The organism is Acidovorax sp. KPB24-07, from assembly GCF_057543315.1.
In genome coordinates this window covers 1-5,611 of record NZ_BAAJYS010000239.1, presented here as the reverse complement: position 1 = coordinate 5,611, position 5,611 = coordinate 1, and the positions used below count along the sequence as shown (strand labels likewise).

General features: G+C 68.3%; 4 protein-coding genes. 1 reads left to right on the top strand and 3 read right to left on the bottom strand.

Features of this window, described 5'->3' with window-relative positions:
* The 3 genes from AC27IQ_RS18240 to AC27IQ_RS18230 form a co-directional block, all read right to left on the bottom strand.
* A partial coding sequence (locus AC27IQ_RS18240; RefSeq protein WP_487090300.1) for a methyl-accepting chemotaxis protein occupies positions 1-1,418 on the bottom strand: 1,418 nt, incomplete at its 3' end.
* A 198-nt stretch (positions 1,419-1,616) separates the two neighbouring features.
* Positions 1,617-2,720, bottom strand: a complete 1,104-nt coding sequence (locus tag AC27IQ_RS18235) for a M14 family metallopeptidase (protein WP_284431658.1) — start codon at positions 2,718-2,720, stop codon at positions 1,617-1,619.
* A 154-nt stretch (positions 2,721-2,874) separates the two neighbouring features.
* The gene (locus AC27IQ_RS18230; protein ID WP_272549320.1) at positions 2,875-4,080 is read right to left on the bottom strand and encodes a M20 aminoacylase family protein; all 1,206 of its coding nucleotides are present in this window, start codon (positions 4,078-4,080) and stop codon (positions 2,875-2,877) included.
* Positions 4,081-4,418: 338 nt separating this feature from the next.
* Here AC27IQ_RS18230 and AC27IQ_RS18225 point away from each other — a divergent pair.
* The coding region (locus AC27IQ_RS18225; RefSeq protein WP_487090299.1) for a methyl-accepting chemotaxis protein at positions 4,419-5,611 on the top strand (1,193 nt) is incomplete at its 3' end.

Below are 5,611 nucleotides of genomic sequence, written 5' to 3'. Positions count from 1 at the left end.
TTCTGCTGCGTGGCCTGGTCCACGTGCGTGATGGCTTCGCTGATCTGGTCCACGCCGCTGCTTTGCTCGGCGCTGGCCGCGCTGATCTCGCCCATGAGGTCCGTGGCGCGGCGGATCGCGGCCACCACCTCGGCCATGGTGTGTCCCGCCTTGTCCACCAGCGCGCTGCCGCGCTCCACCCGGTCCACGCTGGCGGTGATGAGGCCCTTGATCTCCTTGGCGGCCTCGGCGCTGCGCTGCGCGAGGCTGCGCACCTCCGATGCGACGACCGCGAAGCCCCGGCCCTGCTCGCCCGCGCGGGCCGCTTCCACCGCGGCGTTGAGGGCGAGGATGTTGGTCTGGAAGGCAATGCCATCGATCACGCCGATGATCTCGCCGATCTTGCCGCTGCTGTCCTGGATGCCGCGCATGGTGTCCACCACTTCGGCCACCACCGCCCCCCCTTGCTCGGCCACCGACGAGGCGGTCTGCGCCAGTTCATTGGCCCGGCGCGCACTGTCGGCGTTCTGGCGCACGGTGCTGCCCAGCTGCTCCGCCGACGCCGCGGTCTGCTCCAGCGCCGAGGCCTGCCGCTCGGTGCGCGAGGACAGGTCGTGGTTGCCGGCGTCGATCTCGCTGCTGGCACCGGACACGCTTTCGGCGCTGTTGCGCACGGTCCGCACGACCGAAGCCAGCCGCGCGCTCATGCTGGCCATCGCCGCCATGATGCTGTTCGTATCCCCCGGCCGCACGGGAACGCGCGAAGCCAGATCGCCCGCCGCCACCGCGTCCGCGACACGCTTGAGCTCCGACGGATCGGCGCCGAGCTGCCGCACCACCGTGCGCAGGTAGACGCTCAGGCCGGCAAGGCAAGCCACCACGGCCAGCACCGCGGCCGTTGCCACCGCACGGCCCGTGGCCGCGTATTCCTTCACGTCGTTGATGCGGGAGGACAGGCGCTCGCCCTGGCGGTCCTTTTCCTGGCCCAAGGGCGCCAGCAGGCGGTTGCGGGCGGGAATGGTCTGGTCCACCAGGAAGGCGAAGGCTTCCTCCTTGCGATCGGCCTGGAGGAGCGCGAGGTTCTGCTCGCCGGTGGCCCAGAACGCGCGCATCAGCGCGGGCAGGGGCTCATAGGCGCGGCGCCCGTCGTCGGTGACCATGTTGGCGCCGAACTCTTCGAGGGTCTTTTGCAGCAGCTGGCGCTTTTCGGCGATGTCGGCCAACGCGGCATTCCGCTCTTCGGGTGTGCGCGACAGGATCGAGTGCCGCAGCTGCAGCGACACCCGCGTCACGTTCAGCTCCAGGGCCGCGATCCGCTGCAGTTGCGGCACGTTCCTGGAGCGGACCACCTCCGCGTCCTCGGTGACCTGCCCCATCATGATCCAGATCGCGACCGCCACCCCGCCAAGCAGGAGCAGGATGACCCCGTTGATGAGCATCAAACGGCGTGCGAGCGTGTTCCGTCCTTGTCCAACCTCCATAGCGATCCCCTGTGCCTTGATTGTTTTGACAGCGCCGCCGCATGGCGGGCCATACGGGGCGCTGCGGGTGGTGCGCAGGGGCCATTGTTCGCGTTATTCGCAGGAAATGCCAGCCCCCCGTGTCACCACGGATGCAGAGGATCTATCGCCGCAGCGCTATGCGGGGCCGCAAAGCCCGTCCACGGCCTGGAACATCGACTGTCGCGCCTGGCTCACCACCTGGCCTTTCCAGGCATCGGTGTCGGTGTAGAAGGCGGCCAGCATTTGAGCCCTGATCTGCGTTGCCAGCTCAGCCGGAGCCTCCGGATGCAGGTTCAGCCAGTGCTCGGCGCGCAGGGCCTGCATGACCTCCAGCACCGGCACCGTGCCGTATTCCATCGCGATGCCGGTGATTTCGGCCTGTGGACATTCTTCGTACACGCTGTTCCACATCAGGCCCGTGAGAAAAGCCGAGGTGGACGAACCGTCGTAGATCGAGGTGACCGGCGTGGCGCCACCGCCGGCCCACCAGTCGCGCGCCCGCTGCACCGAGGCGGCATCGTCCCGGCCGGCATAGATGCGCTCGCCATGGCCGCTCGGCCCCAGGCCCGTGTGCAGATCGATCCAGGCGATGCGCCGGGCGTGCTCGCCCTGCTCGCGCAGCACCTGGCGCAAGGTGCGGTTGCTCCAGGTCGGGGCCGTGCCGCCGAAGAACAGCCCACCCGGAAACTCATGCTGGCCGCGGCTGATGGCGGCCTGCCACGCGGCCTCGCCGCGCTCGGCGATGAAGCGGAACACCGCCTCGCGGTTCTCGGCCGTGGGCGGCCACTGGTCGGGCAGCAGCAGCGGCTGGATCTCGCGGTAGGCCGCGTTCTCCGGCAGCGGCCGGGTGAAGTCGTGGAAATTGCGGTTCAGGTCCACGTTCTCGTGCGTGGCCCGGCGGATGTGCGAGAAACCATACGGGTTGAGCCCATGCACGTAGAGCACGGCCACGCCCTGCTCGCGGGCCTTGGCGCGCCAGGCCTCGTCGTGCAGGGCAAACACCTGCACGCCGCTGCCGCAGTAGCCTTCGACCCCATGGCAGGCGCTGCTCACGATGAGCAGGTGTTGCGCATGGTCCGGGCCGTCGCGCACCACGTCCATCGCCAGCGTCTCGCCGTCGCGCCCCTTGAGCGGGTGCGTGTGCGACTCCACCAGCAATCCGGCGGCCGCGGCGGCCTCCAGGAACTGGGTGCGGGCGCGCGCGTAGCTGGGGGAAAACGCCGGGGCGATACCGATCATGAAGATCTCCGTTCAAGAGGCCGGGAGGCAAAAAAAAGGCAACGCAAAAACCCCGCCGCGAGCGGCAGGGCGCAGGCGCCCGAAGCACCCGAAAAACAGGAATGCCATCCGGCACCCTTGGGAGCCAGGATGGAGGCCGGCACGCGCCAGCGGATCAGCCGGCCGGCCGGGACAGCCAGCCTTGTGCCAGCTGCACCCAGTAGGTGGCGCCGAGCGGGATCAGGTCGTCATTGAAGTCGTAGCTCGGGTTGTGCAGCGTGCAGGGGCCGCCGCCATGGCCCATGGCGCGGTGGTCGCCATCGCCGTTGGCGATGAAGCAGTAGGCGCCAGGCTTGGCCTGCAGCATGAAGGCGAAGTCTTCCGCGCCCATGGTGGGCTCCTGCCGCACCACGTTGGCCTCGCCCACGATGCCGGCCATGACCTGGCGCGCGAACTCCGCTTCGGCAGGCGAGTTGATGGTGGGCGGGTAGTTGCGCACGAACTCGAACTCGCACGTGGCCTCGTGCGCGGCGCAGGTGTGTTCGGCCACCTGCTTCATGCGGCGCTCGATCATGTCCAGCACCTCGACGCTGAAGGTGCGCACCGTGCCCTGCAGTTCGCAGCTGTCGGGCACCACGTTGGTGGCCTCGCCGGTGTGGATCATGGTGACCGAGATCACGCCCGCATCCACCGGCTTCTTGTTGCGGCTGATGATGTTCTGGAAGGCCTGCACCATCAGGCAGGCGATCGGCACGGGATCGGTGCCCATGTGCGGCATGGCCGCGTGGCTGCCCTTGCCGCGGATGACGATCTTGAACTCGTTGCTAGAGGCCATCACCGGGCCGGGGCTCACGGCGAACTGGCCGGCCTTCATGCCGGGCCAGTTGTGCATGCCGAACACGGCCTGCATCGGGAACTGCTCGAACAGGCCATCCTCGATCATCACGCGCGCGCCGCCGCCGCCCTCCTCCGCCGGCTGGAAGATCAGGTACACGGTGCCGTCGAAGTCGCGGTGCTTGGCGAAGTGCTGCGCCGCGGCCAGCAGCATGGCCGTGTGGCCGTCGTGGCCGCAGGCGTGCATCTTGCCGGGGTGGGTGCTGGCGTGGGCGAAGGTGTTGAATTCGGTGATGGGCAGCGCGTCAATGTCGGCGCGCAGGCCGATGGCCCGGCCCGAGGCGCCGCCGTCGCGCCCGTGCACGATGCCGACCACGCCCGTCTTGCCCAGGCCGCGGTGGATGGGAATGCCCCATTCGGTGAGCTTGCCGGCCACCACGTCGGCGGTGCGGACTTCTTCAAAGCACAGTTCGGGATGCGCGTGGATGTCGCGGCGCACAGCGGCGATGCCGGCGGCCTGCGCAACGATGGAGTCGAGGACTTTCATAGGAACATTCCTTTAGCGGTGCACCAGGGCTGGACCCAGCGACCATGACGAAAAAGAAGGGCAGGAATGCAACATGCATGCCTGACGCACCGAGTCTAGGGCCTGCCTGCCCCACACGCCGGAAACTGCTTTGATTGACCTGGCGCAACCTGGGATGCTAATCGCCTCCATAGGATGCCGATAGTCCCAGCAGGCCAGCACGCAGCCTGCAGGTTTCGGCCCTTCGCAAACTCGATCGAATGGGCACCGCTACGTGCCACGTCCAAGCCATCTTCCCCCGGTCCGATCCCCCGATGCCCCCCAGGGCATCCCTTCAGCGCAGAGAGCCAGGATACCCCATGAAATTCTTCAACGGACTGAGCATCGGCACCCGCCTGCATGGCGTGTCCCTGCTATTGATCGCCGCACTGTCGGCCCTTGCCCTCACCTCCTGGCTCCAGCTCTCGGAAGTGGCGCGGCTGGCCGACGTGGCCGGCAAGACACGCGTGCTCCAGCTCGGGCTCATCGCCAGCACCGAGCTGAGCGTGACGCAGGTGCTGCTGGACCTGCGCCAGGCGCTGCTGGTGCAGTCGCCCCAGGGCATCGACGCCGCGGCCAAGGACATCGACGCGATGCGCCAGCAGATCACCCGCAACGATGACGCGTTCCTGCAGGGGGTGACCAACCAGGCCGGCCGCGACGCCTTCGAGCGCGACTGGCTACAGCTGCAGCGCGCCACCTGGCCCGCCGCCGAGGCCAACATGGCCCTGGTGCGTGGGGGGCAGCAGCCGCAGGCGCAGTCCATGCTGATGGAAAGGACCATTCCCACCTTCATGCCCATGCAGGCCTGGCTGAAGGCCGAACGCGAGCGCCAGAGCCAAACGCTGGCAACGGAGGTACAGGGGATCCAGTCCGCTGCCGACGCCACGCGGCGCCAGCTCACCGCCCTGGTCACGGTGATCGCCATTGGCCTGATCGCTTTTTCCTGGTACATCGCAAGGCTGCTGCGCACCCGCGTGAAGGTGTCGCAGGACGTGGCCGACCGGGTGCGCCAGGGCAACTTCACCCAGCCCGTGATGGACAGCGCCCACGACGAATTCAGTCCGCTGCTGCAGACCATGGCGACCATGCAGGCTTCGCTGACGGACGTCGTGGTGAACGTGCGCAACAACGCCGAAGGCGTGGCCACGGCCAGCGCGGAGATCGCCTCCGGCAACAACGACCTGGCCCAGCGCACCGAGCGGCAGGCCTCGGCGCTGCAGCAGACCGCCGCGTCGATGGAGCAGCTCAGCTCCACCGTCAAGCAGAACGCCGACAACGCCCGGGAGGCCAACCAGCTGGCCGCCGGCGCCAGCGCCATCGCGCAAAAGGGAGGCGACGTGGTGACGCAGGTCGTGGCAACCATGAAGGGCATCCACGACAGCAGCAAGAAGATCTCCGACATCATCGGCGTGATCGACGGCATTGCCTTCCAGACCAACATCCTGGCGCTGAACGCGGCCGTGGAAGCGGCGCGCGCCGGCGAGCAGGGCCGGGGCTTCGCCGTGGTGGC

Coding starts and splice junctions, on each gene's coding strand:
- AC27IQ_RS18235 (WP_284431658.1), bottom strand. CDS start 2,720: ATGATCGGTATCGCCCCGGCGTTTTCCCCCAGCTACGCGCGCGCCCGC.
- AC27IQ_RS18230 (WP_272549320.1), bottom strand. CDS start 4,080: ATGAAAGTCCTCGACTCCATCGTTGCGCAGGCCGCCGGCATCGCCGCT.